The sequence below is a fragment of the Ancylobacter sp. GW821-FHT10E12 genome, from assembly GCF_058809335.1.
In genome coordinates this window covers 105,570-126,758 of the sequence record NZ_JBXASN010000018.1, presented here as the reverse complement: position 1 = coordinate 126,758, position 21,189 = coordinate 105,570, and the positions used below count along the sequence as shown (strand labels likewise).

Here is a 21,189-nt window from a genome sequence, read left to right as displayed (position 1 = left end):
GACGAGGAGGCGCCGATCTTCCAGGTCGCTGATTACGGCCTCGTCGGAGACCTGTTCCAGGTGGTGCCCGAGCTGACCGCCGAAATCGCCAAGGTGAAGGCGGCAGGCTGAGACACGCGGCCGAGGCGAATACCCGAGGCAAAAGCAAATACATAAGGTAAAAGCTCCGGGGCGGGATATATTGCATATCCCGCCTCTGAAGGCTGCGGGCGGAAACGGGCGAAGGTGATGGGTTTCGAGATCAAGCGCATCGGCATTATCGGTGCCGGACAGATGGGCAACGGCATCGCGCATGTCTGCGCGCTCGCCGGCTACGACGTGATCGTCAACGATCTCGAAGCCGACCGCATCCGGTCCGGGCTTGCCACCATTAACGGCAACATGACCCGCCAGGTCGCCAAGGGCCTGTATTCGGAAGGCGAGAAGCTGGCGGCGCTCGCCCGCATCAGCGGTTCCGACAACAGCGCCGACCTCGCCGACGCCGACCTCATCATCGAGGCGGCGGTGGAGAAGGAGGAGGTCAAGCGCAAGATCTTCGCCGCGGTCTGCCCCTATCTGAAGCCGGAGGCGATCCTCGCCACCAACACCTCGTCGATCTCGATCACCCGGCTCGCCGCCACCACCGACCGGCCGGAGCGCTTCATCGGCATCCATTTCATGAACCCGGTGCCGATCATGCAGCTCGTCGAGCTGGTGCGCGGCATCGCCACCGAGGACGAGACCTTCGAGGCCTCCAAGGGCTTCGTCACCCGGCTCAACAAGACCTATGCGGTGTCGGAGGATTTCCCGGCCTTCATGGTCAACCGCATCCTGCTGCCGATGATCAACGAGGCGATCTACACGCTCTACGAGGGCGTGGGCTCGGTCGACGCCATCGACACCGCGATGCGGCTCGGCGCCAACCACCCGATGGGGCCGCTGCAGCTGGCCGATTTCATCGGGCTGGATACCTGCCTGTCGATCATGCAGGTGCTGCACGAGGGGCTGGCCGATTCGAAGTACCGTCCGTGCCCGCTGCTGGTGAAATATGTCGAGGCCGGCTGGCTCGGCCGCAAGACCCAGCGCGGCTTCTACGATTATCGCGGCGAGAAGCCGGTCCCGACCCGTTGAAGGGAGGGACGCCGCCAGGCGCCCTCCGGCCGGTAGGCCCGACATCGACGAGGTCATCCGCCTCCCGCTTCACCCGTCCGCCATCTCCACGCTCATCCCCCGCCGCACCGAGTTTCCCACCGTCGAATCGGCGAAGGCGCGGCGGATGATCTCCGCGGTGTCGGTCCCCTCCGGCAGCGCGCGCACGCTCGCCGATATCCGCGCGGCGGTCGCCAGCAGCGGCGTGCCGTCGACATCCACCGCGACGCTCACCGTCACCTTGGTCAGCGTGACCCCCATGGCGTGGGCGACGTAATGCAGGTCGTTGCAGAAGCAGCCGCCGATGGCGAGCGCCAGCAATTGCCCGCCATTGAAGCCGAGCCCCATGCCGCCGGCGACGCCCGCCGCGCGGTCGACGCTGAGCGTATGGCCGCCGGCCCAGCCCATCGCCGCCTGCGTGCCCTCGACGCTCCTCAGCTCCACCTTCATCGTCGCCATGACGCGCTCTCCCTGTTCCGGCCCATGCCCGGCCGTGGGCGTCAGCGCATCAGCCGTCCCGCCGGCACCGGCGCGTAGAAGCTCTCCGCCCGGTCGCGTTCGTTCTGGATGAAATGGTGATCGGCGGGCGGATGCGCGCGCTGCTCGCAGTCGAGCCGCGGGCAGATGCGGCAGCCGACCCCGATCGGCACCGCCTGGCCGGGATCGGAAATGTCCACCCCGTCGGAATAGACCAGGCTGCCGGCATGGGCGATGTGGCAGCCGAGCCCGATGGAGAGGTGCCGGCGCGGCGCCTGGTAGCCGTGGCCGCCGCGTGCATAGGAGCGGGCGATGCAGAAATAGCGCTGGCCCTCCGGCATCTGGCTGACCTGTACGTTGATCCGCTCCGGGTTGAGGAACGCCGAATAGACGTTCCAGCGCGGGCAGGCGCCGGAATGGCGGGAGATGCGGATGCCCGACAGCGAGAAGCGCTTGGATATGTTGCCGGCTATGTCGGTGCGGATGAGGTGCAGCGGCACCCCGGCCTGACCCGGCCGCTGCAGCGTGGTCATGCGGTGGCACACCTGCTCGAAGCTGGTGCGGAAGCGGCGCTGGATGCGCTCGATATCGTAGCGCATCTCGCGGCAGGCCTTGAGGAACGGCTCGTAGGGCATGATCAGCGCGCCGGCGAAATAGGAGGCGAGGGCGTTGCGCGCCACCACCGGCGCGTCGGCCGGCAGGTCGCTCGATTCGATCAGCCGGTCCATTTCCGCCCCGGCGGCGAGTAGGCCGATCTGGTGCGCCACCGCGAAGGTGGCGGAGGCGGGGTCCAGCACCTCGGCGGTGAGGATCTCGCGCCGCTCCGGGTCGTAGCGCCGAGCGATGCCGGCCGGCAGGTTCGCGGTGAGCCAGTTCAGGCCGAACACGTTGAACAGGTAGGAGCGCAGCCCGGATTCGAAGGAATCCGGCTCGGCGTCGATATCGCCGCGCACCCGCTCGGCCGCGCTCTCCAGCGTCGGGAAGTGGTTGGCATTGGCCTGGATGAAGTCGGAGACCGCGTCGGTGGCGGGATGGCCGCCGGACATCTGCCCCGCCGCCAGCTGCCCCGTCGCCATTTGCCCGCCCGGCTCGCCGCCGCCCGCCCCGGCGCCGCCGGCCCGCGCGCCGCGCAGGGCGCGGAACTGGTCGTAGAGCCGCACCACCGCGCGCCCCACCGCCGGGTTGGAGGCGGCGAGATCGCGCACATCCTGGTTGGTCAGCGCCGAATCGGCGAACACGTCGTCGCCGAACAGCTCCATCAGGTCGCCGACGAGGCGGGTCTCGTCGCTCTCCACCAGCTCGCCCGGCTCGATGCCGAAGAAGCCGGCGAGCTTGAGCAGCAGCGGCACGGTGATGCGCCGGCGATTGTGTTCGATCAGGTTGAGATAGCTCGCCGAAATGCCGAGCGCGCTCGCCAGCTCCGCCTGCGAGACCTGCCGCTGGCGTCGCAGCCGCTGGATGCGCCCGCCGACCTGGGGATCGTCCGCCGCCATCGCCGCTTTGCTCCCTTTACAAACCACGCCCGGAATCTTTACAGGCGTTTTCCGCTTAACATGCTGATTTACTTATAAAACTTGCCTCGACGTGTCGAGTGTGAAAACTTTACACCATCAAAGCACGGAGCACCACAATGCGTAGCCCCCACACCCATCCGACCGACAGCGAAGAGTTCATCACCATCATAGGCCAGGACGCCGAGGAGATCGGCCGCGTCTATCTGAAGGACGGTCTCGCCGCCAAGGGCTTCTCCATCCTGCACCGCATGGGCCGGCACAGCTTCGCGCTGCCGGAAGGCAGCCCGCTCGCCGGCCTCACCGGCAGCGAGCCGATGGTGGCCGCCACCTATATGCGCCGCGCCGGCCGCTGAGCCGTCGCCATCGCCGCCAAACCGCGCGCGAACGGGCGGATGTCCCGTTCCTTTCCCGATGCAACGGGCGGGCTGATGTCCCGTCCGTCGACACAAGCACGGGCCGCCGATCTTCGAACCTTTCTTCCGACTGTAAAGACTTTACCGCCGAGGACCCGACCATGCTCGATACCGCCCGCCCCGCCGCCCGCCCCGACCAGACCCAGCCCTTCCCCGCGCCGCACTGGGCGCCGGACCGCTGGGCCGGCATCGTCCGCACCTTCACCCAGGCCGATGTGGAAAAGCTCGCCGGCTCGATCCGCGTCGAGCACACGCTGGCCCAGCACGGCGCCCGCAAGCTGTGGGAGCTGCTGCACGAGCGCGACTTCCTGCCCACCTTCGGCGCCTATACCGGCAACCAGGCGGTGCAGCAGGTGAAGGGCGGGCTGGAGGCGATCTATCTCTCGGGCTGGCAGGTCGCCGCCGACGGCAATTCCTCCGGCGACATGTACCCGGACCAGAGCCTCTACCCGGTCGACAGCGTGCCGGCGGTGGTCCGCCGCATCAACAAGGCGCTGATGCGCGCCGACCAGATCCAGACGCTGGAGCGCTGCGAGGGCAAGTCGGACGCGAAGACCGACTATATCGTCCCGATCATCGCCGATGCCGAGGCCGGCTTCGGCGGCCAGCTCAACGCCTATGAGCTGACCAAGGCGCTGATCGAGGCCGGCGCGGCGTCGGTGCATTTCGAGGACCAGCTCGCGTCCGAGAAGAAATGCGGCCATCTCGGCGGCAAGGTGCTGGTGCCGACGCGGCAGTTCATCCGCACCCTGAACGCCGCCCGCCTCGCCGCCGACGTGCTCGGCGTGCCCACCGTGATCATGGCCCGCACCGATGCGGAGGCCGCCCGCCTCATCACCTCGGACATCGACGAGGCGGATGCGCCCTTCATCACCGGCGAGCGCACGGCGGAAGGCTTCTACCGGCTGAAGGGCGGCTTCGAGGCCGGCATCGCCCGCGCGGTCGCCTATGCGCCCTATGCCGACCTGTTGTGGTGCGAGACCTCGACCCCGAGCCTCGACGACGCCCGCCGCTTCGCGGAAGGCGTGCACAAGGTGCATCCGGGCAAGATGCTGGCCTATAATTGCTCGCCCTCGTTCAACTGGGCCAAGCACATGGACCGGGCGGCGATGAAGCGCTTCCAGGCCGAGCTCGGCGCGATGGGCTACAAGTACCAGTTCATCACGCTCGCCGGCTTCCACTCGGTGAGCTTCACCACCTTCGACCTCGCCCGCCGCTACAAGGCGGAGGGCATGGCGGCCTATTCGGAGCTGCAGGAGGCGGAGTTCGCCGCCGAGAAGCAGGGCTTCACCGCCACGCGCCACCAGCGCGAGGTCGGCACCTCGTATTTCGACGCCATCGCCACCGCGCTCACCGCCGGCATGAGCGCCACCACGGCGATGCAGGACTCGACCGAGACGGCGCAGTTCTGAGGCGGCGTGTTTAGGGGGGCGGCCGACCCCCAGGCGGTGCCGTTGCGAAACGGGTCCGCCTCCGGGCCGACCGTCCGACTTGCCCTCTCCGGCGGCCCCGCCGGGGAGGGTTTTTCGCGTTCGGGCGGGTGTCATGCCGGGGGCGGGTCTGTTCAGGACGGTGCCATTCTCCCTCACGACGCGGCGCCAGCCGGCCATCTCGGGCGCGGGCGGCGCGAGGGGCCTGCGTGCTTCGAGGCCGGCCGTTCGGCCGGCACCTCAGCATGACGGTCTCCTTTGATTTCGGAGAAACGGGCGTCATCCTGAGGTGCCCGGCAAAGCCGGTCCTCGAAGGACGCAGGACTTCCCGGCCGCCGGGATAAATCCGGCCATGATGGCCCATTCGGACCGGCTGCCTACCCCCGCAGCAACCCTTGCCTCTACGCGTTCGGCCGCCGCATCAGCGCCCGCGCCGGCCGGCCGTCGATCGCCGCCAGCCCCAGCGCGATCAGCGCGAAGCCGGCGAGCTCGCGCGGCTCCAGCGCCTCGCCGAGCACCAGCGCCCCCAGCAGGATGGCGCTCACCGGCACCAGGAAGGTCACCAGCGAGATATTGGTCGCCCCGTTCCGCCCGAGGATGCGGAAGAAGATGATGTAGGCGATGCCGGTGGAGAGCACCCCCAGCCCGGCCAGCGCGCCGATCACGTGCGGGGAGGGCATCGGCAGCCGCCAGGGCGCATCGAGCACCAGGACCACCGGCAGCAGCCAGAGGCTCGCCGCGGCGAGCTGCAGCATGGCGACGCCGAGCGGCGGCAGGTGGCGGAAGCGCTTCCCGTAGACCGCCGCAAAGGCGTAGGAGATCGTCGCGCCGATGGCGGCCAGCTGCGCCGGCAGTTCATGCCCGCCCAGCCGGCCGAGCAGCGCCGGACCCATCATCACCGCCACGCCGAGAAAGCCGACCAGCACGCCGGCGAGCCGGCCGGCGGTCAGCTTCTCGTCGCGGGTGAAGGCCTGCGCCACCAGCACGGTGAACAGCGGCGTCGCGGCGTTGAGGATGGAGGACAGGCCGCTCGGTATGTGCTGCTGTGACCAGGCGATCAGGCCGAAGGGGATCACATTGGCGATCAGCGCCATGAAGGCGAACTGGCCGGCGAGCCGGCGGTCGAGCTCCACGTGGATGCCGCCGAGGCGGGCGATCGCATGGACGGTCAGCGCGCCGATCGCCACGCGGGACAGCACCATGGTCAGCGGCGGGACCTCGGCGATGGCGACCTTGCCGAAGAAGAAGGAACCGCCCCAGATCACCGAGAGGAGAACCAGCAGCGCCCAGTCGAGCGGGCCCATCGGCAGCGGGCCGGGGCGGGGGGATAATTGGGGCATCGGGCACTCCGGGGGCAGGCGAATGCCGCGGCGTCGCCGGGGCGCGGCGTCACGGGCGCGATCCTCATAGCCTCCGGCTCGCTGCCGCACCACCCGATTCGGCGCGGCTCGGCCGCGTCACGGCAGGTGCCCCAGCCAGGCGGCGAACCAGTCCGGCCAGGCGGCGCCAGGCGTGCCGGGCCGTCCCATGCCGAAGCCGTGGCCACCGCTCTCCAGCATATGGAGTTCCGCCGGCACGCCGGCGCGTGCGCAGGCCTGCGCCATCAGCGGTGCCTGCCGCGGATCGCTGATCGGGTCGTCGGCGGCCTGCACGAGGAAGGTCGGCGGATAATGCGCATCGACATAGGTCTCGGCCGACCACTTCGCTGCCTCCGCCGGCGCGGGATGCCGGCCGACCAGCATGCGCTGCGCCGAGGTCGGGCGCAGATCGGGGGCCAGGCTGAGGACCGGGTAGATCAGCGCCGCGAGTTCCGCCCGCGCCGGCGTCGCGTCGGCCGCGTCGACGGCGGAATAGCCGCCCATCGGGGCATTGCCTGCGGCCAGCGCCATGAGATGCGCCCCGGCCGAGAAGCCGAGCACGCCGACCCGGTGGATGCCCGGCAGCGCCGCGCCGGCATTCAGCAGCCTGAGCGCCCGTCGCGCATCCTGCAGCGGCGCCTCCGGCCCGGCGCCCCAGCCCTCGCCGGGCAGGCGATAGTCGAGCACCGCCGCCGCATGGCCGCGCGCTGCAAGCCAGCGTGCCGCCGGCAGCGCCTCCTTGCCGTCCTCCATCCGCCGGTAGCCGCCGCCGGAGGCGATGAGCACCGCCGTCCCGGCGGAGCGCTCGGGGAGGAACAGCGTCAATGTCGGCCGCGCGAGATTGCGCACTGCCCCGCGTTTGCCAATCTCGGGCACGCCCTGCGGGCCACCGCCGCCGGGCGGCTCGCCGGGCCACAGCGGCAGCACCCATGGCGCCTCCTGCGCCGCTGCGGGGCCGACGATGTCTCCCCCGGCGAAAAGCGCCAGCAGCGCCATGAGGTCGCGCCGGTTCAGCGGGGGCGCCCGGTCGTCAGGGATTGGCATAGGCTGCCTTGGCCGCGTCGATCAGCGCCAGCGCATCCGGGCTCGCCCATTCCGCCGGGCCGGCAATGTGGCCGATCTCGCAGCCCTGCGCATCGACCAGCAGGGTGGTCGGCAGGCCGAAGCCGCGCCCGACCGCGCGCAGGTCCTGGAAGGCTTGCGCCTTGGGGTCGGTATAGAGCGCGAGGTTGCGGATGCCCGCCTCCTCCATGAAGCGCTTCGGCTTGGCGGGATCGCGGGTGTCGATATTGACCGCGACCACCTCGAAGCCGTTGCCGCCGCGCTCGGCCTGCAGCCTGTCGAGCGCCGGCATCTCGGTGCGGCAGGGCACGCACCAGGTCGCCCAGATGTTCACCAGCCGCAATCCGCCGCCGCCGACATCGGCGAGCCGGGTCGGCGAGCCGTCGGGAGCGAGGATGGCGAGGTCGGGAATCCGGGTCGGTTTCAGGGTCGGGGCGAAGGCGGCGAGCTCGCCCCTGGCGAGGCCGGAAATCTTGCGCGCGGTCTCGCTGGCCTGACTGCACATCCCGGCCGCCGGATTGGGCTCATCGTACACCTGACCGGTCTGACCATACACCTGGCCGGACACGGCGTCGGTCTGGCCGGACGGCGCGGTGGCGAGCGCCGGCGCATCGGCGTTGCGCAGCCCCCCTCCGATCCCGTATACGCCTGCCAACCCGGCGGCCGCGCCCAGCACAAGGGCGGCGGCGGCATAAAGGGCAAGCCGTCCGCCTCTCCCGCGACCCGCCGCCGAATGCGCCGGATCGAGAGGGTCAGGTCGTTCGGTCATGGCCGGCCTCGCGGAGAAAAGTGAGCATGAGCAACAAGATGTGGGGCGGCCGGTTCGAGAGCGGACCGGACGCGATCATGGAGGAGATCAACGCCTCCATCGGATTCGACCAGCGTCTATATGCGCAGGATATCGCCGGTTCCAAGGCGCACGCTTCCATGCTGGCGGCACAGGGCATCATCACGGCTTCAGATGCCGAAAACATTGTCGGCGGTCTAGACACGATCCTGTCAGAGATCGAGGCGGGCAGCTTCACCTTCCAGCGTTCGCTGGAAGATATTCATATGAATGTGGAATCCCGGCTGGCGACCCTGCTCGGCGCCCCCGCGGGCCGCCTGCACACCGCCCGCTCGCGCAACGACCAGGTGGCGACGGATTTCAAGCTCTATGTCCGCGACACGATCGACACGCTGGACACGCAGATTGTCGATCTGCAGCAGGCTCTTAGCGAGAGAGCGCTGGAGCATGCCGGCACGGTGATGCCCGGCTTCACCCATCTCCAGACCGCCCAGCCCGTCACCTTCGGCCATCATCTCCTCGCCTATGTCGAGATGCTCGGGCGCGACCGCGGCCGGCTCCGCGACGCCCGCGCGCGGCTCAACGAATGCCCGCTCGGCGCCGCCGCGCTGGCCGGCACCTCGTTCCCGATCGATCGTTTCGCCACCGCTTTGAGCCTCGGCTTCGACCGGCCGACGGCGAACTCGCTCGATTCCGTCTCCGACCGCGATTTCGTGCTGGAGACGCTGGCCGCCGCCTCGATCTGTGCGATGCATCTCACTCGTTTTGCTGAGGAAATCGTCATCTGGACCTCGCCGCTGGTGGGTCTGCTGAAGCTGTCGGACCGCTTCACCACCGGCTCCTCGATTATGCCGCAGAAGCGCAATCCCGACGCCGCCGAGCTGGTGCGCGCCAAGATCGGCCGCATCGCCGGGGCGTTCTCGGGCCTGCTGATGGTGATGAAGGGTCTGCCGCTCGCCTATGCCAAGGACATGCAGGAGGACAAGGAAGGCGCCTTCGACGCCCTCGCCACCCTCTCGCTGATGGTCGCGGCGACTGCCGGCATGGTGCGCGACATGGTGCCGGACGAGAAGAAGATGAGGAACGCCGCCGGCTCCGGCTATTCCACCGCCACCGATCTTGCCGACTGGCTGGTGCGGGTGCTCGGCCTGCCGTTCCGCGAGGCGCATCACGCCACCGGCCGCATCGTCGCGCTGGCGAGCGGGAAAGACGAGCCATTGCATAAGCTTAGCCTGGAAGAGATGCAGAGCGTCGAGCCGTGCATCACCGCCGATGTGTTCGGCGTGCTGTCGGTGTCGAAATCGGTGGCGAGCCGCGTCTCCTATGGCGGCACCGCGCCGAAGAATGTGCGCGCGCAGGCACGGCGCTGGCTGAAGCAACTGGCGAAGGGGTAAGGCGACGCGGCCGTCCGGTCCTGCGTCCTTCGAGGCCCGGCTGGGCCGGGCACCTCAGGATGACGAAGGCGGGGGATCCCCCGTAAAGGCGACCCCGTCATGCTGAGGTGCCAGCCGCAGGCTGGCCTCGAAGCACGCAAGCACTCGCCCGTCAGGCGCGGCGCAGCAGCCGCAGCGCATTGGCCGTCACCAGCACCGTCGCGCCGGTATCGGCGAGGATGGCCGGCCACAGGCCGGTGATGCCGGCAATGGTGGTGACGAGGAAAAACGCCTTCAATCCCAAGGCGATGGTGATGTTCTGGCGGATATTGGCCATGGTCCGCCGCGACAGGTCGATCATCGCTCCGACATCGGCCACCCGCCCGTGCAGCACGGCGGCGTCTGCCGTCTCCAGCGCCACGTCGGTACCGCCGCCCATGGCGATGCCGATATCGGCGCTCGCGAGCGCCGGCGCATCATTGATGCCGTCGCCGACCTTGGCGACGGCGAGACCCTCGGCCTTCAGCTCGCCGACGATGCGCTGCTTGTCGGCCGGCATCAGCTGGGCGCGTACCTCGATGCCGAGATCGCGGCCGACCGCCTGCGCGGTACGGCTGTTGTCGCCGGTGAGCATGACGGTCCGAATGCCCTGATCGGCCAAGGCCTTGAGTGCCCCGGCGGCATCGGCGCGCGGCTCGTCGCGCATGGCGAGGAAGCCGAGCGCGCTGCCGTCGGCGACCAGCACCGCCACCGTCTTGCCCTCGGCATTGAGCGCCTCGATGGCGGCCAGGGCCTCGGCCGCAAGCGGTGCGCGCCGGGCCGCGGCCGTCGGCGAGCCGAGGAACAGCGCCCGGCCCTCGACCGCGCCGGTCACGCCCTCGCCGCCGATGGCGCCCGTACCCTGGGCGGACGGCGGGGCGAGGCTGCGGGCCTCGGCCGCGGCGAGGATCGCCGCCGCCAGCGGATGGGTGGAGCCGGCCTCCAGCGCGGCGGCAAGGCGCAGCACCTCGCCCTCGTTGTCGGAAAAGGCAACGATATCAGTGACTTTCGGCTTGCCCTCGGTGAGCGTCCCGGTCTTGTCGAAGGCGACGGCCTTCACCTCGCGCAGCTTCTCCAGCACCGCGCCGCCCTTGATGAGCAGGCCGCGCCGCGCCCCGGAGGCCAGCGCAGCGGCGATGGCGGCCGGCGTCGAGATGACCAGAGCGCAGGGGCAGCCGATCAGCAGGATGGCGAGGCCCTTGTAGATCCACTCGTCCCAGCCGGCGCCGAACAGCAGCGGCGGCACCACCGCCACCAGCGCCGCCAGCGCCACCACGAGGGGCGTGTACCAGCGCGAGAAACGGTCGATGAAGCGCTCGGTCGGTGCCTTGCTCTCCTGCGCCTCCTCCACCAGCCGCACCACGCGGGCGATGGTGTTGTCGGCGCTGGTGGCGGTGGCGCGCATGGTCAGCGCCGCCTCGCCATTCACCGTGCCGGCAAATAGCGGATCGCCTTGGATTTTCGTCACCGGCACGCTTTCGCCGGTCACCGGCGCCTCGTTCACCGAGCTGGTGCCCTCGAGCACGGTGCCGTCGGCGGGGATGCGCTCGCCCGGTCGCACCAGGATGACGTTGCCGATGGCGATGCGCTCGGCCGGCACCTCGCGGGTGGTGCCGTTCTCGACGAGGCGCGCCACTTTCGGCACCAGCGCGGCGAGCGAACGGATGCTGTCGCGGGCGCGGCCGGCGGCGACGCCTTCCAGCAGCTCGCCGACGAGGAACAGGAACACCACCATCGCCGCCTCCTCGGCGGCACCGATGATCACCGCGCCGATGGCGGCGATGGTCATCAGCATCTCGATGGAGAAGGGCGTGCCGTTGAGCGCCGCCATGATCGCCCGCCGCGCCACCGGCACCAGGCCGACCAGCATCGCCAGCGAGAAGATCACGCCGTCGGCCTCCGGCCACAGGTGGCCGGCACCATAGGCGAGCACCAGCGCCGCGCCACAGGCCAGCGTCAGCCGCGCCTTGCCGCCGCGCCACCAGCTGCCGGCTTCCGCCGCCACATGCACATGGCCGCCCGCGGCAGCGGGTGCCGCCGGTGCAGCCGCCCCGGACGGCCGATGCGCGGCATGATCGTTGTGATCATGATCGCCATGGGCATGGCCGGCATGGTGGTGGCCATCATGGTCATGATCGTGATCGTGCCCGTGTGCGTGGCCATGGTCATGGCCGCATCCGCAGGCATGCGCGTCCTGCGGTGCCGCTGCCGGCGCATTGACCACCAGCGCCAGCGGCGCGATGCCGTAGCCGAGGCCGCTCACCCGCTTTTCCACCAGCACCAGATCGGCGCCCGCATGCTCGATCGTCATCGTGCCGGCGGTCACCGACACCGCGACCTCCGAGACGCCCGGCACCCGGCGGACCGCGGTGTCGATCTTGGCGGCGCAGGACGCGCAGTCCATGCCCTCGATGCGGTAGCGTTGCTTGAGCGCCGACATGCGGGCCTCCTTGCCGTTCAGGTAAGGCGACGCTACATCCTCTAGCGACTAGAGGATCAAGAGGCGATTTTCAGGATTTCACACCATGGCCGGTCTCAGCATAGGCGCCGCCGCCAAGGCGAGCGGGGTGAAGGTTCCCACCATCCGCTATTACGAGAGCATCGACCTGCTGCCGAGCCCGCCGCGCACCGGCAGCAACCGCCGCTCCTATGATGGCGGCGACGTGCGTCGGCTGGCCTTCATCCGCCATGCCCGCGAGCTCGGCTTCGAGGTGGAGGCGATCCGCACCCTGCTCAGGCTGCAGGACGAGCCCGAGCAATCCTGCGCCGCCGCCGACAGCATCGCCCGCGACCGCCTCGTCGAGGTGGAGCGGCGCATCGCCAGCCTGGAGGCGCTGCGCGCCGAACTGATGCGCATGGTCGAGGGCTGCTCGCACGGCCATGTCGCCGCGTGCCGGGTGATCGAGATCCTCGCCGACCATGGCGAGTGCCGGCATCATCACAGCGCCGTCGGCTGAGGCGCCGGCGGCCGGTCGCGGCTACCCCTCGACCTCGGGGATATAGCCGATGAAGGGCAGCTGCCGGTAGGCATGGGCGACGTCCATGCCGTAGCCGACCACGAAATAGTCCGGGCATTTGAAGCCGATGAAGTCGGCGTCGATCTGTACCGCGCGCTTGTGCGGCTTCTCCAGCAGCACACAGACCAGCACGCGCCGGGCGCCTCGCGCGGCCAGCAGGTCCTTGGCGAAGGCCAGGGTGCGGCCGGATTCGAGGATGTCGTCGATCAGCAGCACGTCGCGCCCGCGCACCTCGGTATCGATGTCGCGCAGCACGGTGACATGGCCGGCCGAGATCGTGGCGTCGCGGTAGCTGGAGAGGGTGATGAACTCGACCTCGGGGGCCAGCCCGGCGTCGTGCATGGCGCGAATCAGGTCGGCGGCGAAGACGAAGCTGCCCTTGAGCACCGCGATCACCACCAGCTTCTGCGGCCGCGCGGCGACGATCTCGTCGGCCAGTGTGCGGTTGCGCGCGGCGATGGTCTCGGCGTCGAACAGCACCTCGATCTTCGGCAGGGCCATCCTTGTGTCGTTGTCCGAATCGCTCATGGCGTCTCCTGATCGTCGAATTCGCGAGGCCGGCAGGATGGACCGGGCGCAGGTCCCGCGTCCAGACGGCGGCGTGCCGCGCGGCTTCCGGCTTTCGGGCGCCGGCGCACACGCTATGTTAGGAGAAGGTCGGCATGGTCGCCGGCGGCGGCACGTCATCCGAGGCCGAGGGATTCGCATATTGGTTCGATTCGAGAATGTCGGGCTTCGCTACGGCATGGGGCCCGAGGTGCTGAGGGACGTTACCTTCGGCATTCCCCCGCATTCCTTCCAGTTCCTGACCGGCCCCTCCGGCGCCGGCAAGACGACGCTGCTGCGCCTCCTGTTCCTGTCGCTGCGGCCGACGCGCGGGCTGATCAACATTTTCGGCCGCGATGTCGCCGCACTGCAACCGGATGAGGTGGCGTCCCTGCGCCAGCGAATCGGCATCGTGTTCCAGGATTTCCGCTTGCTCGACCACCTGACCACCTATGAGAACGTCGCGCTGCCGCTGCGCGTGCAGGAGCGCGAGGAGGCGAGCTATCGTGCCGAGGTGACCGAGCTTCTCGGCTGGGTCGGCCTCGGCGAGCGCATGCACGTGCTGCCCCCGGTGCTCTCCGGCGGCGAGAAGCAGCGCGCGGCGATCGCCCGCGCGCTGATCAGCCGGCCGGAGATCCTGCTGGCCGACGAGCCGACCGGCAATGTCGACCCGCGCCTGGCGCGCCGGCTGCTGCGGCTGTTCGTCGAGCTGCACAAGACCGGCACCTCGGTGCTGATCGCCACCCACGACATCGCGCTGATGGACCAGTTCGACGCCCGCCGGCTGGTGATCAACCAGGGACGGCTGACCGTCTATGAGTGACGTGCGCGACACACGGGACGGCCGGGGCGGCCTGATGGCGCGGCTCAGGGCCTTGCTGCCCGGCGGGCGCGGCGAGACGGAAGCCGGCGGCCATTCGCGCACGCCGCACCCCATCGTGCCGGCGGCGACGGTGATCGGCAGCGCGCTGGTCGCGGTGGTGGCGATCATGACCTTCCTGGCCGGCATCACCATCGGCTCGGTCGCCTCGGTGCGCTCGGTGGCGTCGGAATGGACCTCCGACATCGCCCGCGAAACCACCATCCAGGTGAAGCCCGGCGGCGGGCTCGATGTCGAGGCGGCCCTCGGCAAGGCGGTGAGCGTCGCCAAGGCGACGCCGGGGATCGCAGATGCAAGGGCGCTCGACATGAAGGAGACCGCCCGCCTGCTGGAGCCCTGGCTCGGCTCCGGCCTCGACGTCTCCAACCTGCCGGTGCCGCGCCTCGTGGTGGTGACGCTGGCGCCCGATGCCGGGCCGGAGACGACCGAGGTGCTGCGTGCGACGCTGGCCGAGCAGGTGCCCTCGGCGAGTTTCGACGACCACCGGCAATGGACGCAGAGGCTGTCCTCCACCGCCCGCGCGGTGGTGGCGGTCGGGCTCGCGGTGCTCGGCCTCGTCGCCGCCGCCACCGTGCTGTGCGTGGTGTTCGCCACCCGCGCGGCGGTGGATGCGGCGCGCTCCATCGTCGAGGTGCTGCATTTCGTCGGTGCCCGCGACGGCTTCATCGCCGCCGCCTTCCAGCATCATTTCCTCGCCGTGGGCCTGAAGGGCGGGGCGATCGGCGGCGGCGCGGCGATGGCGCTGTTCTTTTTCGTCTCCACGCTGCCGCACTGGATCGGCAGCGGAACGCCGGCCGATACGCTCATGGGGGCGATGACGCTCGATCTTCGGGGCTATGGCGGTATTCTGGGCTCGTCGGTGCTGGTGGCGCTGGTCACGGCAGTGACGTCCCGCATCACCGTGTACCGGACGCTGCGTGGCATAAGCTAGGTAGCGTGAGCGGGTTGTTGAAGCCGGGTGACGTAGGCCGGGTGACGTAAGCTGGATGACTTGCCTGTGATCGATCGCGAATCAGCGCCGTCCGACTGGGACGCGCCGGCCGGCCCGAATCCCGTCGGGCGACTGGTGACGCTGGCCGCCTGGCTGGTGACGGCGGCGCTGGCGCTGCTGCTCGCCGGGTTCCTGGTGTTCCTGCTGCTCATCGCGGGGCCGGAAGACCGCACCGGGCGCACCGCCGACGGCATCGTCGTGCTGACCGGCGGCGCCGACCGGGTGGCGGAGGCCGCCAGCCTGCTCGCCGCCCGCCGCGGGCGCCGGCTGCTGATCACCGGCGTGCACCCGGAGACCACGCTGGTGGAGATCGGCCGCACCGTGCCGGTGGCGCAGGCGGTGCTGGATTGCTGCGCCGAGCTTGGCCGCTCGGCGCTCAACACCCGCGGCAATGCCATCGAGGCGGCGCAGTGGGCGCATCGCCTCGGCTTCCGCTCGCTGATCATCGTCACCTCCGGCTGGCACATGCCGCGGGCGCTGGTGGAGATGGAGCGGGCGATGCCGGGCATCGAGCTGCTGCCCTATCCGGTGGCGGGAACCGTCGCGCGCCCCGGCGCGTGGGGGACGCTCGGCTCGGGAAAGCTGCTGTTCCTCGAATATGTGAAATATCTCGCCGCCTGGATCGGCGTGCGGCCGTGGCCGGCGACCACCGACGAACTGGCGGTCAATTCCTGAGCGTCGCCGTCCAGGCCTCGGCGTCTCGGGCATCGCCGTCCCGAGGGTCACTCGCCGAAATCGACGACCTGGTCGTTCAGCGGCAGCGTTTGCGTCTGCGGGCCGGCAAGACGGCTGGTGTCGATCGCCAGCGGCCGGCCGCTCTCGATGGCGTCGTCCTCCTCCGGCGGCAGCACGCCCTGCCCGGTGAAGCGCTCGAACACATAGGGGCGGCCGTCGGCGTCGAGCGGGGAGGAGCCGTCCATCACATGGAAATGCAGGTGCGGGGCGCTCGAGTTGCCGGTATTGCCGAGCAGGCCGATCACCTCGCCGGCCTTGACCCTGTCGCCGAGCTTCGCCCGGAGGCTGCCGCGCTGCAAATGGGCGTAGAAGGCGAAATTGCCGCCGCCGATGTCGGTCACCAGCATGTTGCCGCCGATATTGGCGGTGGTGATGCCCGTGGCCGGCCGGCCGGGCACCTGCTCCTGCGCGTCGTCATAGAGATTGACCACCGTGCCATCCGCCACCGCGTGGATCGGCGCGCCGTAATAGGCGTAGCTGCCGAGCGCGCCCGGCTCGCCCTTGAACAGGCGGCCCTCGGCGTCGAGCTTCACCCAGTCGATGGCGAACCGCTCCGGCACGCGCAGCAGCCCGTTCACCGCCATCACTGCCCCGCGATGCGAGGTGATGGCGTCGCAGCAGCCATTGACCGCCACCCAGCCCTTGCCGCGCAGCGGCGGCCGGATCACCACCGCCTCCTTGCCGACGGCCACCGCGGCGGTGGTGAAGCCGTAGCGGGCCGGCACCGGTGAATCGGCCGGGATCGGCACCGGCTTGCCGTCCGCGTCGGCCGCCTGCCGGGTGGCGCCGATCCTCGCCGCGATCTGCGCCGGCACCGGCGCGCCGGACGGCAGGCTGGCATCGATGAATACCGTGGCGGTGGTGCCGGGGGCGAGGGTGGGGCCGGTGCCGCCGAAGCGCTGCATCATCGCTACGAGCCGCTCGCCCTCAAGCGTGGCGAGGCCGGCGCCGTCGGGCGAGATCGCCTCGACCTTGTCGAGCGTGACGAAGAGGCGGGTCGGATTGGCGACCAACAGCTCATAGGCGAGATGGATGCGTCCGTCGGCTCCGCGCACCGGATGCGGCGTGGCGACCGGCGCCACGCTGATCGAGCTCAGGGTCTCGCCCTCTCGCAGCGACTGGGCCGCCGCCGGCACCGCGACAGCGAGGAGCGGGACGAGAACGACCGCAGCGATGCGCGACATGGAGGCACTCCGGCGCTGACCAAGCGTCACCCTCGCGCAACGCCGGTGCGACGGCAAGATTGCCGGCCGGTGCCTATCTCCCCGCGAGCTCGCCGAACCGTGCCGGCCGAACCCCGGCGGCCGCGAGGTCGTCGCCACATTCGCGCGAGGCGAGATAGGCGAGCTCGCGCTCGCGCGGCGCGGTGAGCGGATCGAGTGCCAGCAGCTCGGCGTCGACCCGGCCGGGGTGGCAATGCACCAGCACCCGCCCGCCGGAAGCGGCGCCGGCGAGACTGCCGCGGAACACCTCGCCATAGGGTACGCGGTCGGAGAAATCATAGAAGCCGCGGAAGCTGTCATTGGTGGCGATGCCGGCACGCGCCGCTGCGCGGCGCAGGCCGAGATCGAAGGCGCCGACCGCTGCCGCCTTGGCAAAGCCGATGCGCCGCCGCGCCATGAGGTGCAGCTTTTCGCCGCAGGAGCGCAGCCAGGGCCGCGTCGGGTAGCGGCGGGCAAGCTCTTCCAGCACCACGCCGCGTATGCCCGGCAGGATATGGGCGTGCTGGTGGCCGTCGAGGAAGTCGGGCGGTGCGCCGCGCACATCCTCGAAGGCGTCGAGCTGGGCGTTGAGCTCGGCCCGTACCGCCTCCAGCGGCAGCGTGCGGGTCAGCGCCGCCACGGTGAGCGCGCCGATGCCCGGCAGGCGGTCATTGCTGGCAAAGCCATGCGCGGCGGTAAGCGGGCGCTGCCCGGTGAGGGTAAGGTGCAGCCCGATGTCGGCCGGGTGAGCGCGCACCAGGCCGGCGAGTCCCGCTCCGCGCCGGCGCCAGCCCGGCATGCCGCTCATCGCCCCGGTGGCGGAGAGGCGTCCGAGGACGATGAGTTCCTCGATGGCGTCGGATACGCCATCGCTGAGGCCGTAGTCGTCGGCGCAGATGACTATAGGTGAAGGTTGGATGACGGCCATTTCTTGAGCCCAAAAAATATCGCAATTAATTTATACTTTACCTGAGAATGAGGACCAAATAAGTACCCCTCAATCTATTTGAGTTTCGCGCCGGAAATTCCCCAGATGATGCACAGCACCCTAGCAAGCACGGCGGAGAAGCGGGTCGCCCGGCGGATATCGCTCGTCATTCCGGTCTATAATGAAGCGGGCAACCTCGAGGAACTGCATCGGCGGATATGCCGGGCGCTCGACGTCTATCCCGATCTCGCCCGCGAATTCGTCTTTGTCGACGACGGCAGCCGCGACGACAGCTTTGCGCGCATCGCCGCGATCGGGGCGGGGGACGCCGGCGTGCGCGGCCTGCGATTCGCCCGCAATTTCGGCAAGGAAGCGGCCATGGCCGCCGGGCTGCGCGCCGCCACCGGCGATATCGTGGTGCTGATGGATTCCGACCTCCAGCATCCGCCGGAAGTGGTGCCGCAACTGGTCGAGGCCTGGAGCCAGGGTGCGCAGATGGTGACGGCGGTGCGTCGCTCGCGCCGTACCGACCCGCTCGCCCGGCGCCTGTTCAGCCAGGGCTTCTACCAGTTCTTCAAGCTGATGTGCGAAGTCGACATCCCGGAGGGAGCCGGCGATTTCCGGCTGTTCGACCGGCGCGTGGTCGACGCCATCAACGCGCTGCCGGAGCGCAACCGCTTCATGAAGGGCATCACCGCCTGGGTCGGCTTCCGCCAGCAGGAGATCGACTTCGAGGTGGCCGAGCGCTCGAGCGGGGTGAGCTCCTTCTCCTTCATCCGGCTGCTGCGCTATGCGGTGGACGGGCTTTCGTCCTTCTCCATGGTGCCGCTGCGCGTGTGGTCGCTGATCGGCGTCGGCCTCGCCGCGCTGTCGGCTCTCTACGGCCTCTATCTGATCGGCGACGCGCTGTTCTTCGGCGTCAAGACGCCGGGCTTCGCCACCATCATGGTCAGCACGCTGTTCCTGTCCGGGGTGCAGCTCATCAGCCTCGGGGTGATGGGCGAATATATCGGCCGCATCTTCACCGAAGTGAAACAGCGGCCGCTCTACATTGTCGCCGACGAGGTCGGCCATTCCCAGATAGCCTCGCTTTCCGCTCCTCTCCTTCCCCTGGTCGAGACGCACTCGTGACCCTTGCCGCTTCCGAACCGATGCCGGCTTCTTTCGTCGGTCGCGTCGGCGTGCTCGCCGCGCGCGCCTGGCATTCGCCGACGCTGGTGCGCGTTGCCAGCATCGCGCTGTTCGCCGGGCTGGCCGCCTGGGTGCTCGTGGTGTTCCGCGACTACGGCATCAGCAATGACGAGCCGGTGCAGCATACCTACGGACAGCTGCTCTGGCAGTGGTACGGCAGCGGGTTCAAGGACGACCGCGCCTTCCACTACATCAACCTCTATCTCTATGGCGGCCTGTTCGACCTGATCGCCGCCGGGCTGGAGCCCTATGTAAGCCTGCCGGTCTACGACCTGCGCCACCTGCTCTCGGCCGGCTTCGGCCTTGCCGGGCTGTTCGCGGTGTGGCGCTGGGCGAAGCTGCTGGGCGGCGAGAGGACCGCGATCCTCGCGGTCGCCCTGCTGGCCGTCACCGGCATGTATGGCGGGGCGATGTTCACCCATACCAAGGATGTGCCCTTCGCCGCCGCGATGGCGTGGAGCCTGTATTTCGTCACCTGCGTGGCGGCCGCCCTGCCGGGCCTGCCGGGCTGGCGCACCGTGGCCGGGCTCGGCCTTGCCGTCGGCTGCGCGCTGGGGCTGCGGGTCGGCGGCGTGTTCGCGGTCGCCTATCTCGGCGTGACCATGCTCGCCGCCGGCGCGATCCATCGCGATATCCGGCTGATGATGCGGCTGGTGCTGCGGCTCATCCCGGCCGGGCTGCTCGCCGTGGCGGTGACGGCGCTGGCCTGGCCGTGGTCGCTGCTGCCGCCGACCAATCTCGTCGCGGCGATGAACGCCTTCAGCCATTTCAGCTTCGACCTGTCCACGCTGATCAATGGCAAGGATGTGCCGATCGGCGAGGTGCCGGGCACCTATATGAGCGAATACCTGCTCATCAAGCTGCCGGAAATCTCGCTGGCCGGCCTCGTCGCGGCGCTGCCTTTCGCCATCCTTGCCCTGGTGCGCGCCGACGCGGAAGCACGGCGGCGGGCGCTGGTCTTCCTGCCGCTGGTGCTGGCGCTCGCCGTGCCGGTCGTCTTCACGCTCGCCGAGCATCCGCCGCTCTATAACGGCATCCGCCACTTCCTGTTCGTGCTGCCGCCGGCGAGCCTCGCCGCCGCGCTCGGCCTTGCGGCGCTGTGGCGGGCGGCGCAGCGGACCTCGCCGGCGCTCGGCCTCGCGGTGGCGGGGGTGGCCGGCAGCCTGTTCGCCTTCGACGCGGCGACCTTCGTGGCGCTGCATCCCTACGAATATGTCGGCTACAACCAGCTGGTCGGCGGCCTTGCCGGGGCCAATGGGCGCTTCGAGGGCGACTACTGGTCGTCGAGCATGCGCGAGGCGGCCAATGCACTGCGCACCGGCATCGCCGTGCATCCGCCGGCCAAGCCCTACAAGGTGGCGATCTGCTCCGAGGACGGCCAGGTGCAGCCCTTCCTCGGTCCCAATCTCGAAATCACCGAAAGCTGGGACGACGCCGACTTCCTACTCACCGCCCGCAATATCGGCTGCGACGATCTGGTGCCCGGCCTGACCTACCGCACCATCAGCCGGCTCGGCGTGCCGCTCGCCATGGTGGTGGACCTGCGCGCGCGCCATATGCCGGTGGCCGAGCCGCTGCCCTGGGACGACGATGCCGACCCGGAAACGCCGGCGGTCTCCTTCAACGGGCCGGGCTCGGTGACCGTGGCCCGCAGGGCACCGTGAGGAGTTCGCCGTGACGATGCCCCTCGCAGCGACACCGATGGCGGCCCGGCTGCGGCATTTCCTGCTGTTCGCGGCGCTCGGCGCGCTCGGCACGCTGGCGCAATATGCGGTGCTGGTGGCACTGGCGAGCGGGGCGGGCATCGATCCGGTCGTCGCTTCGACCTGCGGCTTCCTGACCGGCGGCGTGGTGAACTACCTGCTCGCCCGCCGCATCGCCTTCCGCAGCGACCGCCCGCACCGGGAGGCGGCGCCGCGCTTCTTCCTGGTGGCCGGTTGCGGGCTGGTGCTGAACGCGCTGATGATGACGGGCCTCACCCGCGGGCTCGGCCTGCCCTACCTGCCGGCGCAGCTGATCTCGACCGGGCTTCTGGTGCTCTGGCACTATGCCGGCAATCTGCTCTGGACCTTCCGGCCCGCCCGACCCTGATCCCGCGAACGAGGGGAGCGGCGTACC

20 protein-coding genes and 1 pseudogene are annotated in these 21,189 nt (G+C 69.8%); 12 read left to right on the top strand and 9 right to left on the bottom strand.

Annotation, left to right across the window (positions count from 1 at the left end; genetic code table 11):
• Together AC1RU4_RS21775 and AC1RU4_RS21770 are read left to right on the top strand one after the other, a co-directional pair.
• Nucleotides 1-111 (top strand): annotated as a pseudogene (locus tag AC1RU4_RS21775) (electron transfer flavoprotein subunit alpha/FixB family protein); the annotation flags it as partial.
• Nucleotides 112-228: 117 nt separating this feature from the next.
• Complete coding sequence (locus AC1RU4_RS21770) at nucleotides 229-1,110, top strand: 3-hydroxybutyryl-CoA dehydrogenase (RefSeq protein WP_492893237.1); 882 nt, start codon at nucleotides 229-231, stop codon at nucleotides 1,108-1,110.
• A 69-nt stretch (nucleotides 1,111-1,179) separates the two neighbouring features.
• On the opposite strand, the gene AC1RU4_RS21765 is transcribed toward AC1RU4_RS21770, so the two are convergent.
• Both AC1RU4_RS21765 and AC1RU4_RS21760 read right to left on the bottom strand, forming a co-directional pair.
• Nucleotides 1,180-1,587 (bottom strand): OsmC family protein, encoded by a 408-nt coding sequence (locus AC1RU4_RS21765; RefSeq protein ID WP_492893236.1) that lies wholly within the window; start codon nucleotides 1,585-1,587, stop codon nucleotides 1,180-1,182.
• Nucleotides 1,588-1,628: 41 nt separating this feature from the next.
• Nucleotides 1,629-3,098 carry a helix-turn-helix domain-containing protein gene (locus AC1RU4_RS21760; protein ID WP_492893235.1) on the bottom strand — a complete coding sequence of 490 codons (1,470 nt, stop codon included), beginning with the start codon at nucleotides 3,096-3,098 and terminating at the stop codon, nucleotides 1,629-1,631.
• Nucleotides 3,099-3,235: 137 nt separating this feature from the next.
• On the opposite strand from AC1RU4_RS21760, the gene AC1RU4_RS21755 reads away from it, so the two are divergent.
• Nucleotides 3,236-3,472: a hypothetical protein gene (locus AC1RU4_RS21755; protein WP_492893234.1), complete on the top strand. Its 237-nt coding sequence runs from the start codon at nucleotides 3,236-3,238 to the stop codon at nucleotides 3,470-3,472.
• Between the two features lie 161 nt (nucleotides 3,473-3,633).
• The gene (gene aceA, locus AC1RU4_RS21750; protein ID WP_492893233.1) at nucleotides 3,634-4,944 is read left to right on the top strand and encodes an isocitrate lyase; all 1,311 of its coding nucleotides are present in this window, start codon (nucleotides 3,634-3,636) and stop codon (nucleotides 4,942-4,944) included.
• Between the two features lie 419 nt (nucleotides 4,945-5,363).
• Here aceA and AC1RU4_RS21745 read toward each other — a convergent pair whose 3' ends face one another.
• The 3 genes from AC1RU4_RS21745 to tlpA all read right to left on the bottom strand — a co-directional run bounded on the left by AC1RU4_RS21745 (nucleotide 5,364) and on the right by tlpA (nucleotide 8,151).
• On the bottom strand, nucleotides 5,364-6,302 hold the full coding sequence (locus tag AC1RU4_RS21745; protein ID WP_492893232.1) for a DMT family transporter: 939 nt from the start codon (nucleotides 6,300-6,302) through the stop codon (nucleotides 5,364-5,366).
• 117 nt (nucleotides 6,303-6,419) lie between these two features.
• Nucleotides 6,420-7,364, bottom strand: coding sequence for an alpha/beta hydrolase (locus tag AC1RU4_RS21740; RefSeq protein WP_492893231.1), 945 nt, complete (start codon nucleotides 7,362-7,364; stop codon nucleotides 6,420-6,422).
• Entirely contained in the window at nucleotides 7,351-8,151 is an 801-nt protein-coding gene (tlpA, locus tag AC1RU4_RS21735) for a thiol:disulfide interchange protein TlpA (RefSeq protein ID WP_492893230.1), read from the bottom strand. Before tlpA ends, AC1RU4_RS21740 begins: the two co-directional genes overlap by 14 nt.
• Nucleotides 8,152-8,177: 26 nt before the next feature.
• Between tlpA and argH the strand changes: the two genes are divergently transcribed.
• Entirely contained in the window at nucleotides 8,178-9,563 is a 1,386-nt protein-coding gene (gene argH, locus AC1RU4_RS21730) for an argininosuccinate lyase (RefSeq protein WP_492893229.1), read from the top strand.
• Nucleotides 9,564-9,714: 151 nt separating this feature from the next.
• Here argH and AC1RU4_RS21725 read toward each other — a convergent pair whose 3' ends face one another.
• Entirely contained in the window at nucleotides 9,715-12,021 is a 2,307-nt protein-coding gene (locus tag AC1RU4_RS21725; protein ID WP_492893228.1) for a heavy metal translocating P-type ATPase, read from the bottom strand.
• Nucleotides 12,022-12,106: 85 nt separating this feature from the next.
• On the opposite strand from AC1RU4_RS21725, the gene AC1RU4_RS21720 reads away from it, so the two are divergent.
• Complete coding sequence (locus AC1RU4_RS21720; protein ID WP_492893227.1) at nucleotides 12,107-12,538, top strand: MerR family transcriptional regulator; 432 nt, start codon at nucleotides 12,107-12,109, stop codon at nucleotides 12,536-12,538.
• Between the two features lie 21 nt (nucleotides 12,539-12,559).
• Here AC1RU4_RS21720 and hpt read toward each other — a convergent pair whose 3' ends face one another.
• A complete protein-coding gene (gene hpt / locus AC1RU4_RS21715; protein WP_492893226.1) occupies nucleotides 12,560-13,126 on the bottom strand; it encodes a hypoxanthine phosphoribosyltransferase in 567 nt (188 codons plus the stop codon).
• Between the two features lie 181 nt (nucleotides 13,127-13,307).
• Here hpt and ftsE point away from each other — a divergent pair, with 181 nt between their 5' ends.
• From ftsE to AC1RU4_RS21700, 3 genes are all read left to right on the top strand, one after another.
• Nucleotides 13,308-13,967 (top strand): cell division ATP-binding protein FtsE, encoded by a 660-nt coding sequence (ftsE, locus tag AC1RU4_RS21710; protein WP_492893225.1) that lies wholly within the window; start codon nucleotides 13,308-13,310, stop codon nucleotides 13,965-13,967.
• A complete protein-coding gene (locus AC1RU4_RS21705) occupies nucleotides 13,960-14,955 on the top strand; it encodes a cell division protein FtsX (RefSeq protein WP_492893224.1) in 996 nt (331 codons plus the stop codon). The genes ftsE and AC1RU4_RS21705 overlap by 8 nt, the downstream gene beginning before the upstream one ends.
• Nucleotides 14,956-15,021: 66 nt before the next feature.
• The gene (locus tag AC1RU4_RS21700) at nucleotides 15,022-15,690 is read left to right on the top strand and encodes a YdcF family protein (RefSeq protein WP_492893223.1); all 669 of its coding nucleotides are present in this window, start codon (nucleotides 15,022-15,024) and stop codon (nucleotides 15,688-15,690) included.
• A gap of 47 nt (nucleotides 15,691-15,737) precedes the next feature.
• Here AC1RU4_RS21700 and AC1RU4_RS21695 read toward each other — a convergent pair whose 3' ends face one another.
• Both AC1RU4_RS21695 and AC1RU4_RS21690 read right to left on the bottom strand, forming a co-directional pair.
• Nucleotides 15,738-16,934, bottom strand: a complete 1,197-nt coding sequence (locus AC1RU4_RS21695) for a M23 family metallopeptidase (protein WP_492893222.1) — start codon at nucleotides 16,932-16,934, stop codon at nucleotides 15,738-15,740.
• A gap of 73 nt (nucleotides 16,935-17,007) precedes the next feature.
• Nucleotides 17,008-17,880 (bottom strand): ChbG/HpnK family deacetylase, encoded by an 873-nt coding sequence (locus AC1RU4_RS21690; protein ID WP_492893221.1) that lies wholly within the window; start codon nucleotides 17,878-17,880, stop codon nucleotides 17,008-17,010.
• A gap of 105 nt (nucleotides 17,881-17,985) precedes the next feature.
• Between AC1RU4_RS21690 and AC1RU4_RS21685 the strand changes: the two genes are divergently transcribed.
• The 3 genes from AC1RU4_RS21685 to AC1RU4_RS21675 are packed head-to-tail and all read left to right on the top strand — an operon-like array spanning nucleotide 17,986 to nucleotide 21,162.
• Nucleotides 17,986-19,011 carry a glycosyltransferase family 2 protein gene (locus AC1RU4_RS21685; protein WP_492893220.1) on the top strand — a complete coding sequence of 342 codons (1,026 nt, stop codon included), beginning with the start codon at nucleotides 17,986-17,988 and terminating at the stop codon, nucleotides 19,009-19,011.
• Nucleotides 19,008-20,735 (top strand): ArnT family glycosyltransferase, encoded by a 1,728-nt coding sequence (locus tag AC1RU4_RS21680; protein WP_492893219.1) that lies wholly within the window; start codon nucleotides 19,008-19,010, stop codon nucleotides 20,733-20,735. Before AC1RU4_RS21685 ends, AC1RU4_RS21680 begins: the two co-directional genes overlap by 4 nt.
• A gap of 16 nt (nucleotides 20,736-20,751) precedes the next feature.
• Complete coding sequence (locus AC1RU4_RS21675; protein ID WP_492893244.1) at nucleotides 20,752-21,162, top strand: GtrA family protein; 411 nt, start codon at nucleotides 20,752-20,754, stop codon at nucleotides 21,160-21,162.
• The last annotated feature ends 27 nt before the right edge of the window (nucleotides 21,163-21,189 follow it).

Excerpts from the sequence above, each read along its gene's own strand:
- AC1RU4_RS21770 (WP_492893237.1), top strand. The coding sequence starts at position 229 with ATGGGTTTCGAGATCAAGCGCATCGGCATTATCGGTGCCGGACAGATG.
- AC1RU4_RS21765 (WP_492893236.1), bottom strand. The coding sequence starts at position 1,587 with ATGGCGACGATGAAGGTGGAGCTGAGGAGCGTCGAGGGCACGCAGGCG.
- AC1RU4_RS21760 (WP_492893235.1), bottom strand. The coding sequence starts at position 3,098 with ATGGCGGCGGACGATCCCCAGGTCGGCGGGCGCATCCAGCGGCTGCGA.
- AC1RU4_RS21755 (WP_492893234.1), top strand. The coding sequence starts at position 3,236 with ATGCGTAGCCCCCACACCCATCCGACCGACAGCGAAGAGTTCATCACC.
- aceA (WP_492893233.1), top strand. The coding sequence starts at position 3,634 with ATGCTCGATACCGCCCGCCCCGCCGCCCGCCCCGACCAGACCCAGCCC.
- AC1RU4_RS21745 (WP_492893232.1), bottom strand. The coding sequence starts at position 6,302 with ATGCCCCAATTATCCCCCCGCCCCGGCCCGCTGCCGATGGGCCCGCTC.
- AC1RU4_RS21740 (WP_492893231.1), bottom strand. The coding sequence starts at position 7,364 with ATGCCAATCCCTGACGACCGGGCGCCCCCGCTGAACCGGCGCGACCTC.
- tlpA (WP_492893230.1), bottom strand. The coding sequence starts at position 8,151 with ATGACCGAACGACCTGACCCTCTCGATCCGGCGCATTCGGCGGCGGGT.
- argH (WP_492893229.1), top strand. The coding sequence starts at position 8,178 with ATGAGCAACAAGATGTGGGGCGGCCGGTTCGAGAGCGGACCGGACGCG.
- AC1RU4_RS21725 (WP_492893228.1), bottom strand. The coding sequence starts at position 12,021 with ATGTCGGCGCTCAAGCAACGCTACCGCATCGAGGGCATGGACTGCGCG.
- AC1RU4_RS21720 (WP_492893227.1), top strand. The coding sequence starts at position 12,107 with ATGGCCGGTCTCAGCATAGGCGCCGCCGCCAAGGCGAGCGGGGTGAAG.
- hpt (WP_492893226.1), bottom strand. The coding sequence starts at position 13,126 with ATGAGCGATTCGGACAACGACACAAGGATGGCCCTGCCGAAGATCGAG.
- AC1RU4_RS21705 (WP_492893224.1), top strand. The coding sequence starts at position 13,960 with ATGAGTGACGTGCGCGACACACGGGACGGCCGGGGCGGCCTGATGGCG.
- AC1RU4_RS21695 (WP_492893222.1), bottom strand. The coding sequence starts at position 16,934 with ATGTCGCGCATCGCTGCGGTCGTTCTCGTCCCGCTCCTCGCTGTCGCG.
- AC1RU4_RS21690 (WP_492893221.1), bottom strand. The coding sequence starts at position 17,880 with ATGGCCGTCATCCAACCTTCACCTATAGTCATCTGCGCCGACGACTAC.
- AC1RU4_RS21685 (WP_492893220.1), top strand. The coding sequence starts at position 17,986 with ATGATGCACAGCACCCTAGCAAGCACGGCGGAGAAGCGGGTCGCCCGG.
- AC1RU4_RS21675 (WP_492893244.1), top strand. The coding sequence starts at position 20,752 with ATGCCCCTCGCAGCGACACCGATGGCGGCCCGGCTGCGGCATTTCCTG.